18 protein-coding genes are annotated in these 22,022 nt (G+C 57.5%); 11 read left to right on the top strand and 7 right to left on the bottom strand.

Translation table 11 applies throughout. From position 1 onward, the window contains the following. Window positions 1-10: 10 nt before the first annotated feature. From J7447_RS07110 to J7447_RS07100, 3 genes are all read right to left on the bottom strand, one after another. Complete coding sequence (locus J7447_RS07110; protein ID WP_228148144.1) at window positions 11-1,078, bottom strand: branched-chain amino acid ABC transporter permease; 1,068 nt, start codon at window positions 1,076-1,078, stop codon at window positions 11-13. A gap of 73 nt (window positions 1,079-1,151) precedes the next feature. Beyond that, window positions 1,152-2,180, bottom strand: a complete 1,029-nt coding sequence (locus J7447_RS07105; protein WP_022999387.1) for a branched-chain amino acid ABC transporter permease — start codon at window positions 2,178-2,180, stop codon at window positions 1,152-1,154. 89 nt (window positions 2,181-2,269) lie between these two features. Further along, window positions 2,270-3,616 carry a substrate-binding protein gene (locus tag J7447_RS07100; RefSeq protein ID WP_031268785.1) on the bottom strand — a complete coding sequence of 449 codons (1,347 nt, stop codon included), beginning with the start codon at window positions 3,614-3,616 and terminating at the stop codon, window positions 2,270-2,272. Between the two features lie 484 nt (window positions 3,617-4,100). Here J7447_RS07100 and J7447_RS07095 point away from each other — a divergent pair, with 484 nt between their 5' ends. The 5 genes from J7447_RS07095 to J7447_RS07075 all read left to right on the top strand — a co-directional run bounded on the left by J7447_RS07095 (window position 4,101) and on the right by J7447_RS07075 (window position 9,995). Then, the gene (locus tag J7447_RS07095; protein ID WP_209169166.1) at window positions 4,101-4,709 is read left to right on the top strand and encodes a pyridoxamine 5'-phosphate oxidase family protein; all 609 of its coding nucleotides are present in this window, start codon (window positions 4,101-4,103) and stop codon (window positions 4,707-4,709) included. A 225-nt stretch (window positions 4,710-4,934) separates the two neighbouring features. Further along, window positions 4,935-6,977: a M3 family metallopeptidase gene (locus J7447_RS07090; RefSeq protein ID WP_286188956.1), complete on the top strand. Its 2,043-nt coding sequence runs from the start codon at window positions 4,935-4,937 to the stop codon at window positions 6,975-6,977. A 63-nt stretch (window positions 6,978-7,040) separates the two neighbouring features. After that, window positions 7,041-7,436 carry a DUF423 domain-containing protein gene (locus J7447_RS07085; protein ID WP_031268787.1) on the top strand — a complete coding sequence of 132 codons (396 nt, stop codon included), beginning with the start codon at window positions 7,041-7,043 and terminating at the stop codon, window positions 7,434-7,436. Window positions 7,437-7,494: 58 nt separating this feature from the next. Next, window positions 7,495-8,925 carry a cytochrome P450 gene (locus J7447_RS07080; protein WP_209169165.1) on the top strand — a complete coding sequence of 477 codons (1,431 nt, stop codon included), beginning with the start codon at window positions 7,495-7,497 and terminating at the stop codon, window positions 8,923-8,925. 230 nt (window positions 8,926-9,155) lie between these two features. Then, complete coding sequence (locus J7447_RS07075; protein ID WP_286189078.1) at window positions 9,156-9,995, top strand: lysophospholipid acyltransferase family protein; 840 nt, start codon at window positions 9,156-9,158, stop codon at window positions 9,993-9,995. Window position 9,996: 1 nt separating this feature from the next. Here J7447_RS07075 and fghA read toward each other — a convergent pair whose 3' ends face one another. Together fghA and J7447_RS07065 are read right to left on the bottom strand one after the other, a co-directional pair. Continuing rightward, complete coding sequence (gene fghA / locus J7447_RS07070; RefSeq protein WP_209169163.1) at window positions 9,997-10,824, bottom strand: S-formylglutathione hydrolase; 828 nt, start codon at window positions 10,822-10,824, stop codon at window positions 9,997-9,999. Between the two features lie 151 nt (window positions 10,825-10,975). After that, a complete protein-coding gene (locus tag J7447_RS07065; RefSeq protein ID WP_022999395.1) occupies window positions 10,976-12,088 on the bottom strand; it encodes an S-(hydroxymethyl)glutathione dehydrogenase/class III alcohol dehydrogenase in 1,113 nt (370 codons plus the stop codon). 392 nt (window positions 12,089-12,480) lie between these two features. On the opposite strand from J7447_RS07065, the gene J7447_RS07060 reads away from it, so the two are divergent. From J7447_RS07060 to J7447_RS07035, 6 genes are all read left to right on the top strand, one after another. Then, window positions 12,481-13,734, top strand: coding sequence for a sarcosine oxidase subunit beta family protein (locus J7447_RS07060; RefSeq protein WP_031268788.1), 1,254 nt, complete (start codon window positions 12,481-12,483; stop codon window positions 13,732-13,734). Window positions 13,735-13,748: 14 nt separating this feature from the next. After that, window positions 13,749-14,054, top strand: a complete 306-nt coding sequence (locus J7447_RS07055; RefSeq protein ID WP_062488901.1) for a sarcosine oxidase subunit delta — start codon at window positions 13,749-13,751, stop codon at window positions 14,052-14,054. Continuing rightward, window positions 14,051-17,053 (top strand): sarcosine oxidase subunit alpha family protein, encoded by a 3,003-nt coding sequence (locus J7447_RS07050; protein ID WP_168686959.1) that lies wholly within the window; start codon window positions 14,051-14,053, stop codon window positions 17,051-17,053. Before J7447_RS07055 ends, J7447_RS07050 begins: the two co-directional genes overlap by 4 nt. Beyond that, window positions 17,046-17,621 (top strand): sarcosine oxidase subunit gamma family protein, encoded by a 576-nt coding sequence (locus J7447_RS07045; RefSeq protein WP_168686960.1) that lies wholly within the window; start codon window positions 17,046-17,048, stop codon window positions 17,619-17,621. Before J7447_RS07050 ends, J7447_RS07045 begins: the two co-directional genes overlap by 8 nt. A gap of 79 nt (window positions 17,622-17,700) precedes the next feature. Continuing rightward, the gene (locus J7447_RS07040; RefSeq protein ID WP_209169162.1) at window positions 17,701-19,062 is read left to right on the top strand and encodes an HD-GYP domain-containing protein; all 1,362 of its coding nucleotides are present in this window, start codon (window positions 17,701-17,703) and stop codon (window positions 19,060-19,062) included. Between the two features lie 72 nt (window positions 19,063-19,134). Next, window positions 19,135-19,851 (top strand): endonuclease/exonuclease/phosphatase family protein, encoded by a 717-nt coding sequence (locus tag J7447_RS07035; protein ID WP_055653958.1) that lies wholly within the window; start codon window positions 19,135-19,137, stop codon window positions 19,849-19,851. 12 nt (window positions 19,852-19,863) lie between these two features. Here the strand turns inward: J7447_RS07035 and J7447_RS07030 are convergent, their stop codons facing one another. Together J7447_RS07030 and J7447_RS07025 are read right to left on the bottom strand one after the other, a co-directional pair. Beyond that, on the bottom strand, window positions 19,864-21,354 hold the full coding sequence (locus J7447_RS07030; RefSeq protein WP_055653956.1) for an inorganic phosphate transporter: 1,491 nt from the start codon (window positions 21,352-21,354) through the stop codon (window positions 19,864-19,866). Between the two features lie 120 nt (window positions 21,355-21,474). Then, on the bottom strand, window positions 21,475-21,960 hold the full coding sequence (locus tag J7447_RS07025) for an NUDIX hydrolase (RefSeq protein WP_022999403.1): 486 nt from the start codon (window positions 21,958-21,960) through the stop codon (window positions 21,475-21,477). Window positions 21,961-22,022: the final 62 nt, after the last annotated feature.

Here is a 22,022-nt window from a genome sequence, read left to right as displayed (position 1 = left end):
TTCTTGTTCCTTACTCTGCAGGGGCAGTTGCACGGTTCGGTTCGGACTTGCCGGACGACCGCTTGAACAGCTTACCGATCCGGGACACGCCTTCCATGATGCCACCAGGCAGGAAGATAACGATCAGCATGAAGAGAACACCGAGCGTAAGATGCCAGCCTTCACCGACGAACAGGCCGGCAACGGAGATGACGGGGCCTTCGATAAAGTCCGGAAGGAAACCGAAAATCTCATGCAGGGTCTGCTCGTTGAAGGCAGAGAAGATGTTCTCGAAATACTTGATCAACGCCGCACCGAAGATCGGGCCGAGCAAGGTGCCTGCGCCGCCGAGAATGGTCATGAGAACGACCTCTCCAGATGCAGTCCATTGCATGCGCTCAGCACCTGCCAGCGGATCGGTGATGCACATCAAAGCACCGGCCAGACCTGCATACATGCCCGAGATCACGAACGCCGCCAGTGTGTAGGGACGCGGATTGAGGCCGGTGTAGGTCATACGGTTCTGGTTGGTCTTGACGGCGCGCAACATGATGCCGAAAGGCGACCGGAAGATCCGCTGTGCAACGAAGAAGCCGATCAGAAGGATGACCGCACAGAAGTAGAACCCGCCCCACCCGGTCATTTCAATGCCGAACAGGTTCGCGATCAGCGGGCCTTCCTGACCACCATTGCCATCGAACAAACGCGGGTCGCTGCGCAGAACACGCAAGCCGGTCTCCCCGTTGGTGATTGGCGTCAGAACCGAATAGGCCAGGTTATAGGACATCTGAGCGAAAGCGAGCGTCAGGATCGAGAAATAGATGCCCGACCGGCGCAGCGACACATAGCCGATGGCAAGCGCGAAGATGCCGGAGGCGATGATTGCCATGATCACGGCGGGGATCGGGTTCATGCCAAGCAGCTTGAACGTCCAGACTGCGGTGTAGGAACCGACACCCAGAAACGCGGCATGTCCGAATGACAGGTATCCAGTAAGACCGAACAGAATGTTGAAACCGGTCGCAAAGAGACCAAAGATTGCAAACTTCTGCAGAAGGTCGGGATAACCGGCACCAATCGGCTCAAGCCAGATCGGCATCGTAAGCACCGCGACAGCAAAGATCGCAAAGAAGATGTAGTCGCGTGCAGGAGATGTTTTTGTAGACATTTTTTTAGTTCTCCATGACGCCCTTGCGGCCCATCAGCCCGCGCGGACGCACGAGAAGGATGACCACAGCAACGAGATAGATGATGATCTGGTCGATGCCTGGAAGAATGGCCTTGATTTCATTCATCGATGCGAAGGACTGCAGGATGCCGAGCAGGAAACCTGCCGCGACGGCTCCAGGCAGCGACCCCATGCCGCCAACAACCACCACGACGAAGCTGAGCACGAGGAAGTCCATGCCCATGTGATAGTCGGGTGGCAGGATCGGCGTGTACATGACCCCGGCTAGACCGGCGACCACTGCGGCGATCGCGAAAACGATGGTGAAACGGCGCTCGATGTTGATGCCCAGCAGCCCGACCGTATGACGGTCTGCCATGCCGGCCCGGACAACCATGCCGAAGGTGGTGAATTGCAGGAAGGCGAAGACGGCTGCGATGATGGCGCCTGCGAAGGCAAGGTAGACCATGCGCCAGTACGGATAGACGATCACGCCAGGATCCAAGCCGAGGGCAGCTCCGATGTCGGCTGCTCCGCGTACGGCATCTGGCGCGGTTTGCGGGATCGGGTTGGCGCCGAAGATCGACTTGATGATTTCCTGAAGAACGATGGCGAGGCCGAAGGTGACGAGGATCTGATCGGCGTGCGCCCGGTTGTAGAAGTGCTTGATCAGGCCGCGTTCCATGATGAAACCGAAAAGCAGCATGACCGGAATGGCAAGCAGGATGGAAACCGGCACCGAATAGTTGAGCACCCAGTGACCGAAGTCTCCGAGGTATGCCTCGATGTAGGGTGTCCGGATTTCGAGGGGAGTTCCCCACGCCGTCGTCTTGGTCGGATCCGTCGTCACGATCTCCAGGCTGAGAAGCTTGTTGAACGACACCGCGCAGAACGCACCAAGCATGAACAAGGCACCATGCGCGAAGTTGACGACCCCAAGGGTCCCGAAAATCAGGGTCAGTCCCAAGGCGATCAGCGCGTAAGCTCCGCCCTTGTCCAACCCGTTCAGCAGTTGAAGAATAATCACATCCATGGTCTTGCCGCTATTTGCTGCGTCACTTGCGTCCTGATAAGCAGCAGCCGCCGGCGGAGATCCTCCGGCGGCTGCCGACGTTCAAGAGCTTATGCGCCGTTGTTGCACGCGCCGAGTTCGCCACCCAGCATGTCTGCCGGGTATTCGACCTGCGAACGCGGAGTGACTTCCACCACTTCGAGAAGGTCGAACTGGGAGCTCGGGTTTTCTTTACCCTTCACGACCAGAACGTCCTTGAAGCACTGGTGGTCATCTGCACGATAGAGGGTCGGACCATTGCCCATGCCGTCGAACTCGAAGCCTTCGAGAGCTGCGGCGATCGCGCAAGGATCGAACGTGCCAGCCCGCTGTGCGGCATCAGCATAAAGCAGGGTCTGGACGTAGCAGGTGTGCGCAGCCTGGCTCGGCGGGAAGCCGTATTCCTGACCGAAGGACTTGACGAAAGCCTTGGAGCCTTCGTCCTGCAGCGACCAGTGCCAGTTGGTGGAGCCGAAGATACCCTTCACGTTTTCACCCGCACCCTGTGCCATCAGACGAGAGTACAGCGGAACCACGATCACGAAGTCCTTGCCGTTGACCTGCTTGTCGCGCAGACCGAACTGAACAGCCTGGGTCAGGGAGTTCACCATGTCCTTGCCATAGTGGTTCAGAACAAGAACGTCAGCACCGGAGTTCAGAACCGGCGTGATGTACTGCGAGAAGTCACCAGCGCCAAGCGGCGTACGAACAGCAGCTGTTGTCTCCCAGCCCATGCCTTCGGTGTACTTCTTGATGGATTCTTCCTGAGACCAGCCCCAGGTGTAGTCAGCGGTAAGGTGATAGGCCTTGCGATCGGTGCCGTAGTTGTTCTTCAGAACCGGAGCCAGCGCAGCGCCGGACATTTCGGTGTTGAAGAAGTGACGGAAACCGTTCTTGCGCTTGTCCTTGCCGGTGGTGTCGTTGGAGTGGGTCAGACCCGCCATGAAGATGACGCCTGCTTCCTGGCAGAGCGACTGCACGGCGATCGCCACACCGGAGGACGAACCACCGGTAATCATGATAGCGCCGTCTTTTTCGATCATGCGCTTTGCGGATGCACGGGCTGCATCAGACTTGGTCTGCGTGTCACCGGTCACGAAGGCGACCTTCTTGCCGTTGACGCCGTTGCCCTTGAGTTCCTTCGACGAGAAGGTGTTCAACAAACCGCCGTCGCCTTCACCGTTCAGGTGCTTGACGGCAAGCTGATAGGCGCGCAGTTCGTCTGCCCCTTCGTCGGCATATGCGCCGGTCTGCGGAACGTTGAAGCCCAGAACGACTTCAGCGCCTGTCGGTTCGTTGAGATAACCGGCAGACCATGCGCGGCTGGTGAAAATGGTCGGCGTTGCCAATGCGGCACCGCCCAATGCGCCAGCGCGCAAAATGGAACGACGATTGAGGGGTTTACGAATTAAGCTCATACTTTCCTCCCAGAAAGGCGTCGCGTACCCACCTCGGGCACGCCTGCAATAGCTGTACAGCTGCAAGCAATTCCGGCTTGTTCCCCGTCCGGGATCCCGGCTCCTCCGCACCAAAACTGCAAGCTGCAACGACTGTAAAAAAATCATCTGCAAAACAGCAATACGACTATCGGATCGCTCACCCTCACCAACTCATTATACTTTCGAAGTAATCACGGCTAATCTTCGAATTTTCTCGCGATTTTTATTGCGTTGCGTCATTTCGTTTCTTTTTGATTTTCAGTCACTTACTTCTCACGTATACCGCAACGCGAAGTTACCTTGACGTAAAGGATCAAAAATCCGGAATTTCAAAGCGTTAGACCAAAGTGCAAGATCGGACGGAGCTCAAAGGACGTCCGCGGCGAAATTGACGGAGACGGATACGGGCGGATAAGCTGCGGCTCTCGCCTTCGTCCCCGTACACCCGCCCGGAATCATTTCAATGAGCATCCTCACTTCCCTTGAGGACCTTCACGCACACTACGGTACTGCCGGAGAAGCGTCCTTGATCAAGGAAATCGATCATCTGAGCCCTGCGTATCGCAGGGTTGTCGAGGCTTCCAACTTCTGCACACTTGCAACCTGTGGACCAGAAGGGCTCGACTGCTCTCCGCGCGGCGACGACGGCATGGTTGTCAGGATACAGGATGACCAGACGCTGCTGATGCCCGACCGGCGGGGCAACAACAGGATCGACTCGCTGCGCAATATTGTTCGCGACCCGCGTGTCTCGCTCATGTTCATGGTTCCCGGATGGAACAACGTTCTGAGGATCAACGGCAAGGCAGTACTGTCCGTCGAGCAGGACCTTATTGCCAGCTTCGAGAAAGAAGGCCATTTGCCTCGTTCGGTGATCGTGGTCACGATCGGCTCGGTCTACTTCCAGTGCGCGCGCGCCATCATGCGTGCCGGCCTCTGGGAAACCGAGAACAGGACCGGCAAGGGCGACTTGCCGTCACCAGGTGAAATCATGAAGGAAATCAAGGCAAGTTTCGATGGTGAAACCTATGACCGCGAATGGCCGGAGCGTGCAAAGACTTCGATGTGGTAAGCGGCCTCCAATTGATGCCAATAACATCGAACGACCGACACAAGACATCATGAGGCAAGCGATTGCCGTTGCCTTCCTTGCCCGCCGAACAGAAACACCGGTTGCCATATCGCGTTCTGCGGCCTGACCGGCTTCAAGGCGCTATTTAGCCGCAGAGTGCTTGGAACCGATCCCAATCTGCGCCATATGTCGCTGACATCCTTCAAGATACCTTCCGAGGCACAAATGACCGTCAATCCGCTTCTTTCCGACTGGACCACGCCGTTCGACTTGCCTCCCTTCGAAACGATCTCTCCCGAGCATTTCGAGGAGGCATTCGACGCCGCCATGGCGGAAGCCAAGGCGGACACTGACAGGATCGCCGATCAGGTCGTGGCGCCGACTTTTGAAAACACGATTGTTGCCCTGGAGACGTCAGGAAAGACGCTCACCAAGGTTGCAAGGACGTTTTTCAACCTGACCGGTGCCCATACCAATGAGGCCCTGCAAAAGATCGAGCGCGACGTGGCGCCGAAGCTTGCCAAACATTCCTCGGAAATGCTGCTGAATTCCAAGCTTTACGGCCGGATTGCTGCATTGTGGGAACAAAGGGATTCGCTTGAACTCAATTCCGAAGACGCACGCGTGCTCGAGCGGTATCAGAAAATGTTCCAGCGGGCCGGTGCAGGCCTTGACGATGCCGGCAAGGCGCGGATGGCTGACATTTCGCAAAGACTTGCCACCCTCGGCACCAGCTTTTCCCAGAACGTACTCAAGGATGAGTCGGATTATCAGCTTGTTCTGGAAACCGAGGAAGACCGTGCCGGCCTGCCTGACTTCCTGCTGACGTCGGCTGCCGAAGCTGCAAACGAACGAGGGCTTGACGGAAAGCACGTCATCACGCTTTCCCGTTCCTCGATCGAGCCTTTCCTTCAATTTTCCACGAACCGGCGCTTGCGTGAAGAAGCCTTCAAGGCATGGTCCGCCCGGGGAGAAAACGGCGGCCAGACCGACAACCGGGCAATCATCAGCGAAACCCTCAAACTGCGGGACGAGAAAGCCCGGATGCTCGGCTTCAAGAACTTTGCGGAATTCAAGCTCGACGACACGATGGCCAAGACGCCTGACAACGTCAGAGGCCTGCTTGTGAAGGTCTGGGAACCGGCGGTCGCTCAGGCGCGGGAAGAAGAAGCCAAGCTGGCGGATATGGCGCGCAATGCCGGTGAGAACCATTCTATCGAGGCATGGGACTGGCGCTTTTATTCCGAAAAGGTCCGCAAGGCCGAACACGATCTGGATGAAACGGAGCTGAAGCCTTACCTGCAGCTTGAAAACATCATCCAGGCTGCCTTTGACACGGCAACACGTCTCTTCGGGCTTACTTTCAAAGAACTCAAGGACATGCCGGTCTACCATCCGGATGTCCGGGTGTTTGAAGTACTCGGCAAGGATGGCAATCACGTCGGTCTCTTTCTGGGAGACTATTTCGCACGGTCGTCAAAAAGATCCGGTGCCTGGATGAGTGCATTCCGGTCGCAACACAGGCTGGAAGGCGACGTAACGCCGATCATCGTCAATGTGATGAATTTCTCCAAAGGTGCCAAGGGTGAAGCCACACTGCTGACGTTCGATGATGCCCGGACCCTGTTCCACGAGTTTGGCCATGGCCTGCACGGTCTTCTTTCGAATGTGACCTACCCCATGATCTCGGGCACCAGTGTCTCGCGTGACTTCGTCGAGTTGCCCTCTCAGCTGTATGAGCATTGGTTGTCTCAACCCGAAGTGCTTTCAAAATACGCCGTTCACTACAAGACCGGCGAACCGATGCCCGAGGCGCTTCTCGACAAGCTGCTTGCTGCCGCCAATTTCAATCAGGGATTTGCGACGGTAGAGTATACGGCTTCCGCACTGATCGATCTCGAACTCCATCAATTGGAAGATCCGGCAGAACTAGATGTTGCAGCCTTCGAAAAGGAAGAACTCGGCAAGATCGGCATGCCGCAAGCCATCACGATGCGTCACCGTATCCCGCATTTCCAGCATGTCTTTTCGGGCGACGGCTACGCGGCTGGATATTACAGCTACATGTGGTCGGAAGTGATGGATGCGGATGCGTTTGAGGCATTTGAAGAGAAGGGCAACGTATTTGATCCGGAAACGGCTGGAAAACTGTTGACCTACATCTACTCAGCCGGTGGCCGGCAGGACCCGGAAGCCGCGTATCTCGCATTCCGGGGGCGTGCGCCACGGATCGATGCTCTTCTTGAAAAGCGCGGCTTTGCTGCCTGATCCGACCCCTTCTCCAGGCCTGCCGGCTAACGCCGGCGGGTCAAACGTTTCCAGGACAACCGGATGACCCACATGCAGCCTCAGGCGACCCCGACCGCTCCTCTTCTCAGAACGGGCATGGCCATGGCCGGTGTCTCAGGTGCAGCCGGCGTCGTAAGTCTGGCATTGTCCGCGCACGCCAGCGCGTCAAGCCTGATCGAAACCGCTGCACACATGCTTTTGTTTCACGCGCCTGTGTTCCTGGGCATCGGCCTTCTCGCCCAATTGCGGAGAGTGCCGCTCCTTCCCGTCGTTTTGATATTCCTTGCCGCAGGACTGTCCCTGTTCTGTGGTGACCTGTTGATGCGGGCTTTTCTGGAAAGGCGCCTGTTTGCGATGTCGGCGCCAATCGGAGGCATGATGGTGATCCTCGGATGGCTGATGCTCGCGCTCTGTGCTTTACGTGTTCGGCCCAAGTGACTAAAAGCCATCTGACAGGTTATTCCGGTAAAACCAGAACCAATTCGGATTATTTTTAGTGACTGTTTCCGCACAAATTTCAGGCGACACCCAAAAGGCCGAACCGACAGCCACCAAGGCTGAAGACTTCGTGCCGCCCTACCCGTTCCGCTATGAAAAGATGCCGCCGGTCTGGAGCCTGATCGGCATGGCCAAGCGCAATTTTCTATCTATTTGGGGCGTTGATGATTTTCAAAGCCGCCTCAGAAGCAAAAAGATCTTCACTCGTGAACTGGTGATCTGCAACCGGCCAGACGTGGTTCGTGAAGCGTTCCAGACCAATCACGAGGTCTTGCAGCGCAAAAGCCCGCAAATGCGTCATGCCTTGCAGCCTCTTCTCGGCGACGGTCTTTTTATCAGTGATACCGAAACCTGGGCGAAACGCCGCAAGGTGGTAGCACCGATCATCCACGGCTCGCGCGTCAAAGGATTCGCGCCGATCATGATCGAAACCATCGAGGAACAGCGAGCCGACTGGGCATCGCAGGGCGAAGGCGCTGAGGTCGATGCGCTCGCCGATATGGCACACCTGACAGCAGAGATCATTTGCCGGACCATTTTTGGCCGCCAGCTGGGCAAGGATCATGCTGCCGAAGTCGTTCAGGGTTTTTCGGATTATCAGCGCCATATCGACCAGGTCGACATCCTCTCCCTCTTCGGACTGCCCGAATGGCTGCCACGTTTTCGTGGCCGTGCGATCAAGAAACCTGTCGAGCGCATCATGACGGTGCTCGACAAGATCATCGCCAACTACGAAGCGCAGAAGGAAAAAGGCGAAGCATCCGTCATTGGTGGTTTGCTGGAAGCGAGAGACGAGAACGGCGAACCACTGAGCCGTGAGGCAATCATCAGCGAAGCTGCCGTGATTTTCATGGCCGGCCATGAAACAACCGCCAACACACTGGCCTGGGCCTGGTTCCTGCTGTCCCAATGCGACAAGAGCAGGGCTAACTTGCAGGCCGAACTCGACACGGTCCTCGCCGGCCGGTCACCGACATTCCAGGACGTTCCCAACCTGCCCTACACCAAGGCTGTCATCGAGGAAACCTTGCGGCTGTATCCGCCGGTCCCTATCCTTGCGCGAGAGGCAATGGCGGACACAAGCATCGGCGGCAAGTCAGTGCCAAAAGGTTCGCTGGTCATGGTGGTGCCATGGCTTATGCATCGCAATCCGGTGCTATGGTCGAAACCGGACGTTTTTGATCCCGGCCGTTTTCTCAATCCAAAATCGAAGAAACCCAATAAATACGGGTATGTCCCCTTCAGCATCGGCCCGCGCATTTGCGCCGGACTGCAATTCGGCATGACAGAAGCAATTCTCAGCCTGGCCATTCTCGCCCAGGATTTCGAACTCAAGCTGAAAGACGGCACGGACGTCCAGCCGGTAGCGCGGTTGACCTTGCGCCCTGGTGAAAACCTGCCAATGACGCTGCATCCGCGCCATACATGACCAAACAGACGCGGCTGGAAGATATTCCCTTCGCTGAAACTCTTGCCGTAGAGCCCGCCGCTCCTCGTCTACGGGATCTCTTTTCTCAACAGGAGGCAGAGCGGGAGGCAGCTCGGCTTCACTGGTTCGTTCACGTCAAGGACGGTGTCCTGAACACCCTTTTTCATCATTCGCTGAAGCTGTGCCCACCGGCATTCGCATCGGGTTTCGGCAATTTGCTCGTGCCGGTAATGCGCTGGTCATATCGAGACAAACTGTTTCCGCAGCGCATCAGCCGTAATTTTGAAACGCTGACCGTCAACCGCTGGAACACCGACAAGGGCCAGAAAGCGGGACTAAAACGATGGTGGCACAACATCGGCCGAACGATGTCCGAGTTCTGCATCGTCAACAAGTTATGGAAAAGTGCTCGTATTGAAGTTGAAGGGCTGGAACATCTGAAAGCGGCGCAGGCCAAAGGCGCACCAGTGATCTTCACATCCATGCATCTTGGCACCTGGGAAGCACTTTTCGTGGCAATACACGAGGGGCTCGCCGGACCGAGCATCGGTCCATTTCAACCGGAACCAAACCGGTTCAAGAACCGCATTGTTCATGCCATCCGCAAGGAGCGAAACCAGTATCTTTTCCCACCGGGGCAAAGAAGCGCGTATCGACTGCACCGGCTGATGAACAACGGACAGTATTCCATGACCATTTTCGTGGACGAAGTTCGCGACAAGCAGGTCCATCTGCCCAGTTTCGGTCGACCATTGCCGAAAAAAGGAAATGCTATCGTCGCAGTGAAGATCGCCAATTCCTGCGGCGGCACAATTATCCCGACATATCTTGTGCGACTGGGACCGGCCCGTTTCAGGATGGTCATTCTGCCGCCTCTTGAAAGATCTGAAGAAACCACCGGCTATGATCTACAGGAAACAATCCGGGCCATGAACGATGTGTTCGAACCGATCGTTCTCGAACACATCGAAGAATGGTACATGTTAGGCGAATTGAGATTGCCCAGAAAATTCGCCCAAAGCGCCTACGCGAAAGCCTTGAGCGAAAAGAACCAAGTCCGAAAGTGGTAGATTAACCCTTCAGTCGCTCGGCATGCCAGGAGACGTGGTCGCGCGCGAACGTTGACACGAAATAATAGGAATGGTCGTAGCCTGCCTGCAAGCGGTAGGTGTGAGCCGTCTTCGTTTCGGTCAATGCATCGATGAGTGCAGCGGGTTTGAGCAGTTCGTAGAATTGATCGCCTGCACCCTGATCAATCAGAACATCACCGGCCCAGCCCTTTTCCTTGACCAGAACCGTCGCGTCATGCGCTGTCCAGAGTGTCTCATCAGCTCCGAGATAGGCCCCAAGCTGTTTGCGGCCCCAGTCGGAAGCCGTGGGGTTTGCGATCGGCGCAAAGGCTGACAATGACTGATAATGCCCGGGATATTTCATTGCCAGCGTCAACGCGCCGTGCCCGCCCATGGAATGCCCGGTGATCCCGTGATGCACGGAAACTGGGAAGTTCTCGGTCACCAAATCGCGCAATTCGCTGGCAATGTAGGTCTCCATCTGGAAATGCGGCGCCCATGGAGTCTCTGTCGCGTTGACGTAGAAGCCCGCCCCCTGCCCCAGATCATAAGCCTCATCATTGGCAACGCTCTCGCCACGCGGGCTGGTGTCCGGAAAGACGACGGCAATACCAAACTCTGCGGCATGGGCCTGCAGCCCGGCTTTGGTCATGGCGTTTTCATGGGTGCACGTCAGACCCGACAAATACCAAAGACATGGCACGGGGCCGTCCTTGGCCTGCGGCGGAATGTAGACCGCAAAAGTCATTTCACAACCACAGGCTTCCGACATGTGGCTATAGACACCTTGGGTGCCGCCAAAGGACTTGTTTTCGGAAAGGGTTTTCATTGTCAGTCAATTCCAATCTCTGAATAGCCGCCTATCCAAAAGGACTTCTCCGGCCTTGCCTTGCCAGACCGGAGAGACGCAGCATGCGCGTCCCCGCTTTCGCAGGGACGACGCCTTGGCAAAATGTCGGCGGGGTACGCCTGACGTTCGATCAGTAAACCACCACCGAGCGGATCGATTCACCGGAGTGCATCAGATCGAACCCCTTGTTGATGTCTTCGAGAGGCATCGTGTGGGTGATCATCGGATCGATCTCGATCTTGCCGTCCATGTACCAGTCAACGATCTTCGGAACGTCCGTGCGGCCACGCGCGCCACCAAATGCGGTGCCTTTCCAGACGCGGCCAGTCACAAGCTGGAACGGACGAGTCGAGATCTCAGCACCAGCCGGAGCAACACCGATGATGATGCTCTCGCCCCAGCCCTTGTGGGCTGATTCAAGCGCCGTACGCATGACATTCACGTTGCCGGTCGCATCGAAGGTATAGTCGGCCCCACCTTTGGTGAGGTTCACAAGATACGGAACAAGGTCGCCGTCTACTTCACTCGGATTGACGAAATCGGTCATGCCGAAACGCTCCGCCATCTCTTTCTTTTCCGGGTTCAGGTCAACGCCGACAATCTGGTCGGCACCGGCAAGACGCAGACCCTGGAGAACGTTCAGACCGATGCCGCCGAGGCCGAAGACAATCGCACGCGAACCGATTTCCACCTTTGCGGTGTTGATCACCGCACCGATGCCGGTCGTAACACCACAGCCGATGTAGCAGACCTTGTCGAATGGCGCGTCCGGACGGATCTTCGCCAGAGCGATTTCCGGTACGACCGTGTAGTTGGAGAACGTCGATGTGCCCATGTAGTGCAGGATCGGGTCACCATCGAGGGTCGAGAATCGGGACGAGCCGTCCGGCATCAGGCCCTGCCCCTGTGTCGCGCGGATCGACTGGCAGAGGTTTGTTTTCGGATTGAGGCAATATTCGCAGGTCCGGCATTCCGGCGTGTAGAGCGGAATGACATGGTCGCCCGGCTTCAGGGTAGTCACACCCGGGCCAACCTCGACAACGACACCTGCCCCTTCGTGACCCAGAATCGCGGGAAACAGACCTTCCGGATCCGCACCCGACAGGGTGAATTCATCGGTATGGCAGATGCCGGTTGCCTTGATTTCCACCAGCACTTCAAAAGCGCGCGGGCCTTCAAGCCTTACAGTGGTGACTTCAAGCGGTTTTCCGGCCCCAACGGCCACAGCGGCGCGAACTTCCATGAAGGATCTCCTGATGTGTGTTTCCCGGGGAGAGTTAACGTCCATATCTGCAAATGCAAGAACCGATGCGGCATCCGCTGTCGGGATTGCGCTATTCGATCAAATCTACCCCGCCCGACACCTTGCAGGAAGCGCTGAAATCCATTGTTTCTCCGAGGGTTTGGTTAGTCTGGCACAATTCATCGCAGGCCGTAAGACACCCATGTCGCATTCAGACAAGCATGCGACTGAAACCTTATACGCAACCTCGACCCCAATCGCGAATATGCCTCCCAATGGACGAGACTCCGACCGTGTCGCTAAAGTCGTCGTTCAATTGCGTATTGACCCTGACGGCCGGCCGAGCGGATTTATCCGATTTGCTTGCCGGCAACGTGCGGAGCCGCTGCTTCATGAAGCGATATTCCTTTCTGGAACTGGCGAAAAACGCCTTTTCCGCGCACCAGAACTGGGGCCGCCAGTGGCGCGCTCCGGAACCCAAGGCCGAATATGACGTCGTGATTGTCGGCGCCGGCGGGCACGGTCTGGCAACTGCCTATTACCTTGCCAAGGAACACGGCATCCGCAACGTCGCGGTCATCGAAAAAGGTTGGCTCGGCGGTGGCAACACCGGTCGCAATACGACCATCGTGCGCTCCAACTATCTGTGGGAGGAAAGCGCAGGGCTCTACAATCACGCAATGGGCTTGTGGCAGAACCTGTCCCAGGAACTGAACTACAACGTCATGTATTCTGCACGTGGCGTGATGATGCTCGCGCACACGGTTCACGACGTTCAGGTGGCACAACGCCATATTCACGCCAACCGTCTGGCGGGCGTTCAGAATGAGTGGCTGACGCCGGAAGAGGCAAAGGAATATTGCCCGCCTCTGAACATTTCAAAGAACATCCGTTATCCGGTCATGGGCGCTGCCTTGCAGCGCGTCGGCGGCACTGCCCGTCACGATGCGGTCGCCTGGGGCTATGCCCGCGGTGCCGATGCCCTGGGTGTCGACATTATCCAGAACTGCGCCGTCACTGGCATCCGCCGCGGCCAGAATGGGGCCGTCGAGGGTGTGGAAACGGTCAAAGGTTTCATCAAGGCCAAGAAGGTCGGTGTTGTCGCAGCCGGACACACGTCTGTCGTCATGGACATGGCCGGCGTCCGGCTGCCGCTGGAATCCTTCCCCCTGCAGGCACTGGTCTCCGAACCCGTGAAACCTGCCTTCCCGTGCGTGGTCATGTCAAACACGATCCATGCCTACATTTCGCAGTCCGACAAGGGTGAGCTTGTGATCGGTGCGGGCACTGACCAGTTCGTTTCCTATTCGCAGGCTGGCGGCATTCACATCACCAACCACACAATCGACGCGATCTGCGAACTTTTCCCGCATTTCCGGCGCATGCGCATGCTTCGCAACTGGGGTGGTATCGTCGACACGACGCCTGACCGTTCGCCCATCCTGTCGAAAACCCCGGTTCAGGGGCTCTACGTCAACTGTGGCTGGGGCACAGGCGGCTTCAAGGCGACACCCGGATCCGGCCATGTCTTCGCGCATACGATTGCCAAGGATGAGCCGCACCCGATCAACGCACCTTTCACCATCGACCGGTTCCGGACCGGCCGCCTCATCGACGAAGCCGCTGCAGCGGCCGTGGCCCACTAGGGGAGATCACAAGAATGCTGCTGATTTATTGCCCCTACTGCCAGGTCGAGCGTGCAGAAACGGAATTTGCCTGCCGCGGTGAAGCCCATATCGCCCGACCGGCCGATCCGAGCCAGGCCACGGACGAGGACTGGGTGGAGTTTTTGTACATGCGCGACAATACCAAGGGTGTAGCCGCCGAGCGCTGGCGCCATATCCACGGCTGCGGACGGTTCTTCAACGCTGTCCGCGATACCGTCAGCGACAAGTTCCTGAAAATCTACAAGACCGGCGAACCGAAACCGGATCTTGAAGCGCTTGCCAAGGAGGCCGGCAAATGAGCCAGCCATTCCGTACTGAAAAAGGCGGCCGGATCGACCGCGCCGAGCAACTCACCTTCACCTTTGACGGCGAGGAAATGCAAGGCCACAAGGGCGATACCCTTGCCTCCGCGCTGCTTGCCAATGGTGTTCACCTGGTCGGTCGTTCGTTCAAGTATCACCGTCCGCGCGGCATTCTGACTGCCGGTTCGGAAGAACCGAACGCGCTGGTCGGGGTTTACCGCAACGGTGATCAGACGCCGAACCTGCGCGCTACACAGGTTGAGCTTTATCAGGGCCTTGAAGCCGTTTCACAGAACCGTTTTCCCTCGCTCGGGTTTGACATCGGCGCCGTGAACGATCTGCTTTCGCCACTGTTTCCGGCCGGGTTCTACTACAAGACCTTCATGTGGCCGCATGCCTTCTGGGACAAGGTCTACGAGCCGATCATCCGTTCGGCGGCCGGCCTCGGCAAACCGCCGAAAAACCCGGATCACGACTTCTATGGCAACATCTACGCCCACTGCGACGTTCTTGTCGTCGGCTCCGGACCAACCGGACTTGCAGCGGCTCTGGCTGCGGCAGAGACCGGTGCCAAGGTGATGTTGGTCGACGAGCAGGCTGAATTCGGCGGTTCGCTGCTTTCTGAAGTCAGCGCAAGCATCGACGGAAAGGATCCTGCGGAGTTCGTTTCGGAAACCATCGCCAAGCTTGCCGCGATGGACAATGTCACACTCCTGCCGCGCACAACGGCCTTCGGTTATTTTGCGCATAACTTCATTTCGCTGGCAGAGCGCATCACCGAACATTTGCCCAACCCGGATCCCAAACTGCCGCGTGAACGACTGTGGCAGGTGCGCGCCAAGGAAGTGGTGATTGCAGCCGGTGCGATCGAACGTCCGATGGTGTTTCCGGAAAATGACCGACCGGGCATTCTGCTTGCGGAAGCTGGAAGAACCTACCTCAACCGCTATGGCGTCAAAGTCGGCCACAAGGTTCTGGTGGCAACAGCCTGCGACAGTGCGTGGCAAGCGGCATTCGACCTTGCAGACCATGGTGTCGACGTTGCCGCCATCGTGGACATGCGCGAAACGCCGCCTGAAAGCCTGGTTGCAATCGCTGAAGCCAGGGGCATTCGTGTCGAGGCAGGATGCGTTGTAACAGGAACTCTCGGTCGCAAGCGTGTCAAAGGCGCCTTGCTCGGCCGGATGATGACATCGGGACAGGTTGCCTCCGGTGGCCAGATTGCGTGCGACGCGCTTTTGATGTCAGGCGGCTGGACACCGACCGTCAGCCTGTATTCCCAGTCTCGCGGCAAGGTCGTCTGGGACGCGGACAAGGGGGCCTATGTTCCCGGTATTTCCGTTCAGAAGGAACGTTCGGCAGGCGGCTCCAAAGGCCTCTACGGCCTGCAGGCAACGCTTCACGACGGCTATGCGGCCGGTGAAGAAGCAGCCAGGGCTGCAACCGGCAAGTCCGCCAAGGTGACCTATGTCACGGCAACAGGTGGAGAAGCCGGATCAGGCGGCATCCTCGGCGCCCTGCCCCACGATCGGAACGCTTCACGGGTCAAGGCGTTCGTCGATTATCAGAACGACGTTACCGCCAAGGACGTCAAGCTGGCCGTACGCGAAGGCATGCAGTCCATCGAGCATATCAAGCGCTATACCACCACCGGCATGGCCACCGACCAGGGTCGTCTTTCGAACATGAACGCCCTGGAGATCGCATCAGGGGCCTTGCAGAAGCCGGTAACGGATGTCGGGCTCACCACATTCCGCCAGCCCTACACTCCAACGACATTCGGTCTCTTTGCCGGTGTATCGCGTGGCGACTTCTTCGACCCGGTTCGCAAGACACCTTCCCATGACTGGGTGGTGGAGAACGGCGGCGTCTATGAGGACGTTGGCCAGTGGAAGCGCACTTGGTACTTCCCGAAGAACGGTGAAGACATGCATGCGGCGGTGGCTCGCGAATGCAAGACCGTCCGCGAAAGTGTCGGCCTGTTCGATGCCTCCACGCTCGGCAAGATCGAAATTGTCGGACCGGATGCGGCCGAATTCCTGGAGCGGATGTACACCAACCCGTGGAAGAAGCTGGCGCCCGGCCGCTGCCGCTATGGCCTGCTGCTCAATGACGCCGGTTTCATCACCGACGATGGTGTTATCGGACGCCTTGCGGAAGACCGTTTCCATGTAACCACCACGACCGGCGGCGCGCCGAGTGTGTTTGCGACCATGGAAGACTACCTGCAAACAGAATGGCCGGATCTCGATGTCTGGATCACGTCGACCACCGAACAGTTTGCGGTCGCCGCGGTTCAGGGACCGAAGGCTCGGGAGGTGATTGCGCCCTTTATCGAAGGTGTCGATCTTTCCGCCGATGCCTTCCCGCACATGAGCGTCAAGGAAGCGACCTTCTGCGGCGTTCCCTGCAGACTTTTCCGGATTTCCTTTACCGGTGAACTCGGCTTCGAAATCAACGTTCCCCGCCGTCATGGCAAGATGATGTGGGAAACGCTCGCCAAGGAAATCGAGAAGCACAACGGAACCGTTTACGGAACGGAATCCATGCACGTTCTGCGCGCCGAGAAGGGTTACATCATCGTCGGTCAGGACACGGATGGTACCGTTACTCCGCAAGATGCCGGCATGAGCTGGGCGATCGGCAAGAACAAGTTTGACTTCGTCGGCAAGCGTGGCCTGGCCCGTACTGACCTTGTTGCAGACGGTCGCAAGCAATTCGTGGGCCTTCTGACGAAGGACCCGAAAGTGAAGCTGGAAGAAGGTGCCCAGATCACGACTGCCGAGAACCCCGCCACCGGCACGCCTGCGGAAGGTCATGTCACCTCGTCCTACTACAGTCCGGCGCTCGACCGTACGATTGCCCTCGCGATCGTGAAGAACGGCCACGCGCTGGAAGGCAAAACGCTCTATGTGCCGATGCCGACCGGAAGCATTCCGGTCGAGGTGACGAGCACGGTGTTCTATGACAAGGAAGGAGCACGGATCAATGTCTGAACTTCTGGCAAGCGATCTGATCACGCCGGACGCGGGTGAAACACCGCTTCTGAGCCTACCGTCGGTCTCCATCCTGAAAGCCGCGCCCATGACGCGACTTTCCCTGCGTTGCCGTGAAGCTGCGCAAAAGGAAGCCGGCACGGCATTTGGTGCCTCTCTGCCGCTTTCTCCCTTGTCGAACTCCACTTCCGCCAAGCGGGCAGCGCTCTGGATGGGGCCGGACGAGTGGACATTGCTTGCACCTGAAGAAGACCTCAGGGCGGTGTTCGACGGCATCGAGGAAAAGCTCTCAACGCATCCTCACGCCCTGGTTGATATCTCCGACCGGTCGGAAGCGATAATCGTCAGTGGCGACAAGGCTGCCTGGTTGCTCAACACCGGGGTCTTCATCGATTTCTCGCTTGAGGTCTTTCCGGTCGGCACAGTGACAAGGACCCTGTTTCACAAGTCTCCAGTGATGATCTGGCGGACAGGTGCGGACACATTTGTGGTGGAAGCCTGGGTTTCCTTCATGGACTACGTGGCAGGTCTGCTCGTCCAATCGGCTACAGAGCTGGAAGCAGCCTGACCGGGGTCGGTGAAAACACCTGATTTTAACGAAACTTTGCGAGCCTCGCGGAACACATCGTTGCGCGAGGCTCGCTTTTATGTCCGAACAGGTTTCCAGAAAACTCCGGCTGGCGGAGCTGCTCGGCGCACTCAGTCACGCTTTGGACATCACGGAAGGCCAGCCGCGTGGCCACTGCGTTCGCTGTTGCTGGATCGGCATTCATATCGGACGGCAAGTCGGGCTGACTGAAGCGCAACTCAGCGATCTCTATTACACGCTGCTCTTGAAGGACCTTGGCTGTTCAAGCAATGCAGCGAGGATCTGCGAGCTTTATCTCACCGACGACCTGACCTTCAAACACGACTTCAAGACGATCAGCGACAGCCTGCCTGCGGCCCTGCGTTTCGTGCTTTCTCACACCGGGTTGAAGCACGGCTTTGCAGAACGTGTGCGCGCCATCGTCAACATTCTTCAAAATGGCGGCGACATTGCAAACGAGATGATCGAAACACGCTGCACACGCGGCGGCGACATTGCCCGCCAGATGCATTTCTCGGAAACTGTCGTATCCGGAATTTACAGTCTGGATGAACATTGGGACGGCAAAGGACGGCCGCACGGCATTGTGGGCTCCACCATCCCGGTATTTTCCCAGATCGCTTTGCTGGCACAGGTCATGGATGTCTTTCAGATCAATGCAGGCGTACAGGGGGCCTTGCAGGAATTGAAGGAACGGGCCGGCAGCTGGTTCGACCCCGCCTTGGTGGCCGCAGCAGAAACCGTCGCAAGTAATCCCCAGTTCTGGAACACCTTGAAATCGGACAACCTCGACAAGATCGTCTACGGTCTTGAGCCAGCGCAGAACATTCGTTTTGCTGATGAGGAGCAGCTCGACGACATAGCCCACGGCTTTGCGCTCGTGATCGACTCCAAAAGTCCCTACACCGCCGGACACAGCGAGCGCGTAACGCTTTACACCGACATGATCGCAGAAGAGTTGGGTTACGGAATGCGTGACCGGCAGCTGCTGAGACGGGCGGCTCTCCTGCACGACATCGGCAAACTCGGCGTCAGCAACTCAGTCCTCGACAAACCCGGAAAGCTCGATGACCTGGAGTGGGAACAAATCCGCATGCATCCCGTTTACTCCGACGAGATCCTCTCCAGGATCGATACGTTCAAGGACCTGTCACCGATCGCGAGAGGGCATCATGAAAAACTGGACGGCCGCGGATATCCGGACGGGCTGACCACAAGCAGGATTTCGATGGAAACGCGTATTGTCACGACGGCGGATATTTTCGACGCATTGACCGCAGAACGGCCTTATCGTGGACCGATGCCGTTGCCCAAGGCACTCGGAATCATGGAAAGCGAAGCCGGCACAGCCCTGGATGCAAAATGCCTTGCTGCGCTCAAACGGGCGACGGAGCGCATGGAGCAGACCAAGGCTGCCTAAATTGGTCGCAAAGGCGGCCAAATCAACCTATTCCCCTTGCAACTTTTAACGTGAGGCCTTCACTCTGCGCCCATGCTGAAAATCGGTTCTTACAACATACAAAAATCAATAGGCGTCGATGCGCGCAGGCGGCCTGACCGGACGCTCAAGGTTATTCAGGAACTGGACTGCGACATCCTGGCCTTGCAGGAAGCAGACAAGCGCTTCGGACCACGGGAAAGCACCCTCGACAGAGACACGATTCTTCAGGAAACGGATTACCGCCCCGTTCCGTTCGCGACGGGCGACAAGAGCCTGGGCTGGCACGGCAACGCTATTCTTGTTCGAAACTCGATCGGTATTCTCGACCATCGCCGGCTAGATCTGCCGACGCTGGAACCACGTGGTGCGGTTGCTGTCGACCTTGAAGTTGCCGGTGAGAAAATCCGTGTGGCAGCCATGCACCTGAGCCTGATCGGTCACTTTCGAAAAAAGCAGATAACCTCGCTGATGCATCAGCTGCATGAGCATCTGGATTATCTGCCGACAGTTCTGATCGGAGACCTGAACGAATGGCGAGACACGGCAGGCAGCATCAAGCTGTTTGAAGAACGCTATGAGGTGACGACGCCGGGACGGAGCTTTCCCAGTCCCCTTCCCGTCGGCAGCCTGGACCGGATCATAACCAGCCCGGAATTTGTCGTCAGGCAGGCAGGCGTCCATAAATCGAAGACCGCACGCGTTGCTTCGGACCATTTGCCGGTCTGGGCCAACCTCACCCTGGAGCCGGCCGGACATCTACCCGGTTAGAAATCGCCTTTATCAGGCAATCAGCTTGACCATGACGAAGTAAAGCCCGGCGGACAGGACGGCAGCAGCCGGAACAGTGACAACCCAGGCGGCGACGATGGTCATGAAATGCGCCCGACGTACCAAGTGACGGCGTGCCTGCTCCTCGCGATTGCGGACAGGTCGTACCACGTTGCCATTGCCTTGTTTCTGGTTCACGAAATCCAGGCGGCGCTTTGAGCGTTCCGTATACCACTCCCGGAAGAACCCAACACCGAAGACAGCTCCCACGGCGATGTGCGTGGAACTCACGGGCAATCCGAAACCCGAGGCAACAATCACAGTGATGGCAGCTGACAGCGAAACGCAGTAGGCCCGCATCGGGTTGAGCTTGGTAATCTGCTGGCCGACCATTTCGATCAGGCGCGGGCCGAACAACAAAAGACCGAATGAAATGCCGAAAGCACCGACTGCCATGACCCAGAGCGGAATGCTCACCTTGGCTGCGACGTCTCCGAGTTCCGCCGTGTGAACGATGGCGGCAAGTGGACCCACAGCATTTGCGACGTCGTTCGCTCCGTGGGCGAAGGACAGAAGAGCCGCCGAACAGACAAGCGGCACGGAAAACAGGATGCGGAGAGACTGGTTGCGGTTTTCCAGCCCTTCAGACTGACGCCTGATCAGCGGTCGCACGATCGCCCAGACCGCAAGCCCGACAACAACCCCAAGCAACAATGACATCGGCATGTCGATATGCACGATCTTCTTCAGGCCCTTGAGTGCCAGGTAGCTGGCAAAGGTTCCCGACATGACACCGATCAGAACCGGAACCCATTTGCGGGCAGCGGCGATTTTGTCGTCCTGATAGATGATGAAAGTCTTGATGAAGGCTAGGAAACCTGCAGCAACCAGACCGCCGAGGAACGGCGAGATGACCCAGCTTGCTGCGATACCGCCCATTGTCGCCCAATTGACCGCGCTGAAGCCTGCCGCCGCAATGCCAGCTCCCATGACGCCGCCAACGATGGAATGCGTTGTCGAAACCGGCGCACCGATCCAGGTAGCAAGGTTGATCCAGAGTGCGGAGGACACCAGAGCCGCCATCATCGCTGCCATGAAGACATTGGCATCGGCCACCGAAGCGGGATCAATGATGCCTTTGGAGATGGTGCTGACGACGTCCCCACCTGCGATCAGGGCCCCTGCACTTTCAAAGACGGCCGCAATGATCAGCGCCGTCAGCAGTGTCATGGCCCGCGAACCGACGGCGGGACCAACATTGTTGGCAACATCGTTAGCACCGATATTGAGTGCCATATAGGCGCCGATGGCTGCCGCAGCGACGATGATGACCGTTCCCGGTGCTCCCGACATGGAGGCACCGGCGCCAAGGGCACACAAGACGATAAAGACCAGCGCGATACCCGGCGCAATCAAGCCACGTCCAAGAGACCCGGCGGCCTCTTCCATGTAGCTCAGCTTGTCTAGATCCTTGTCGAGGGTCGGCTTTTTCAAATTCGGCATGGGCGTTCCAGTCGGGAAGTCCTTTGAAGGCAAGTCTTGCAAGCCAAGCGTCATCTGGCGCCTGCCTTAAACAATCGTCCGAAAAGGTCAACCAAAACGGCCCTCATTGGCCAAAATTTCTTAGTTGGGTAAATTTTCCAGTTTGCGAAGCACCTTCACGAGGCCCGGATCGCCGGCAAGCCGCATGGCTTCCTGTATCGGAAGCCACCGGACATCGCGCTCGTCCTTGTCGGGAAAACTGCTTGTCGTGCTTTCCACGTCGACAAGGAACACAAGAACTTCCGTCCTGAGTTGCAAGCCGCCTTCGCCGCCTTTGTGCGACTGAAAGCTGGCAAAGGGTTTCTTCTGCGCATTTCCGATAACGCCTGCCTCTTCGAAAGCCTCTACCGCTGCGGTGTGGTGTGCTTTCAACGACATGATCGGCCAGCCTTTGGGAAGAATCCAGCGATGCGTGGATTTGGTCGTCACAAGCAGAACTTCCCGCTCCCCGTCACGCAAACGATGGCACAACGCTGCGATCTGCAATCTCGAAGGGCGCCTGAACAACAGAAGCAGGTTCTGAAACCAGGAAGTCCGGGTGTCGATTGCTGAATAAAGCTGCGCCATGATGCCCTTTCCGAAATGTTGATGACACTCGAAAGATAAGGCCGGAACTCAGGCTTGTCCAG

Source organism: Labrenzia sp. R5_0, from assembly GCF_017743835.1.
Classification (GTDB): Bacteria; Pseudomonadota; Alphaproteobacteria; order Rhizobiales; family Stappiaceae; genus Roseibium; species Roseibium algicola.
The sequence above is the reverse complement of the archived record's forward strand: the minus strand, read 5'-3'. Positions and strand labels throughout refer to the sequence as shown.